Source organism: Aureispira sp. CCB-QB1, from assembly GCF_000724545.1.
Lineage (GTDB): Bacteria > Bacteroidota > Bacteroidia > Chitinophagales > Saprospiraceae > Aureispira.
The window spans coordinates 1-1,286 of sequence record NZ_JHBV01000054.1; the positions used below are offsets into that span (position 1 = coordinate 1).

Consider the following 1,286-nt stretch of genomic DNA (forward strand, 5'->3'; position numbering starts at 1 on the left):
TTGTATAGATATTGAACACATCTTACAAATATAGTCTTCATTGTCTTTTTTTCTAACTTATCATACAATCTACATCACTACCCTTGGTTTGTGTACATTTTTTATTATCTGGAAAGCTGCTGCACAAAAAACACCCGCACTACACGAAATTGGATTAAAGGTCAATTCTGCTTTGGATCTCGGCTTTTTGTATAAGGTGGGAAAAACAAATAGTTTATTTCGTTTAGACCTGGCTTATTTGAACGGTCGTAATGCCATTCAGACAACTAGTAGTCAATATATCAATATGTCTGGAGCTGGTATTGGTGTTGGTTGGGAATTTAGAAGAAACATTATTGATAATTTGTCTTTTATCTACGGATTGGGAGCTCAATGTAGTTACCAAACTAATTATCATTTTAGTAATGGGAAAGCAACTGGAGAGGAGCATACCATATCACCAGAGTTATATTTACTTCTAGGCTTCAGTTATACATTGAATGATCAATGGCAATTCTCTATAGAAAACTGCCCTTATGTACGGTATAGAGCTAGTATTTCAGGAGCAAATCAGGAAGAAAGTCAAATTTTTTATGGTATGAATTTGACTAATACATACTTAGTAGTTGCGTATCGATTTGGTCGAAGAAAGAATAAATCTAGTTGAGTTAATATTATGAAATACAATGAGGTATAAGTAAGAAAGTAGAATTAGTTTGAATTCTATTTTGTATTGGATTTTGAGATAAAAAAACTCAAAAGGATTATTCAAAAACAATTTTATGTTAATAATTAAAATCATAACATTAGTTTGTTGTGTAGGAATTAAGGCAGAGCTTTGGGCACAGCGAATACACGAAATAGGCATTTCGCTCGATGCTGACTTAAATTATAGGTTGTCTTACAAAACTGGAAAAACAAAGAATTTTTTTAGATTACAAACTTTATTTTTGAATGGAAATAATATCAAAAAAGGGCGTGGTCAAGAAAGTGACTTTGGCATTGGTTTTAGTTTAGGAACAGAATCTAGGCATAGTTTAGCTAACAATATTGCTTTTGTCTATGGTTTTAATCTAGGTTTAAACTATCAAGTAGCGACTCGTACAATTATAGGAGACCCAAGCCAACTTACGTTGAAGACAATTCCCAATATGAATATAATTTTAGGGATGAATTATAGGTTAGGAAAACATTGGGTAATTTCATTAGAACTGCTCCCCTATTTTAAGTAAGGTGACAAAAGAAACCGTATAATAAAAATAGTTTATATTAGCAAAATGAAAAAACGGTACATCAAGTTAACAGAA

The 1,286-nt window shown here is 31.7% G+C and carries 2 protein-coding genes; both read left to right on the top strand.

Annotation, left to right across the window (positions count from 1 at the left end):
- Positions 1–40: 40 nt before the first annotated feature.
- Entirely contained in the window at positions 41–646 is a 606-nt protein-coding gene (locus CG11_RS26045) for a hypothetical protein (RefSeq protein WP_052599906.1), read from the top strand.
- Between the two features lie 115 nt (positions 647–761).
- Entirely contained in the window at positions 762–1,211 is a 450-nt protein-coding gene (locus CG11_RS26050) for a hypothetical protein (protein WP_052599907.1), read from the top strand.
- Positions 1,212–1,286: the final 75 nt, after the last annotated feature.

Bases quoted from the DNA above. Each gene is read 5' to 3' on its own strand.
- CG11_RS26050 (WP_052599907.1), top strand. From the start codon at position 762: ATGTTAATAATTAAAATCATAACATTAGTTTGTTGTGTAGGAATTAAG.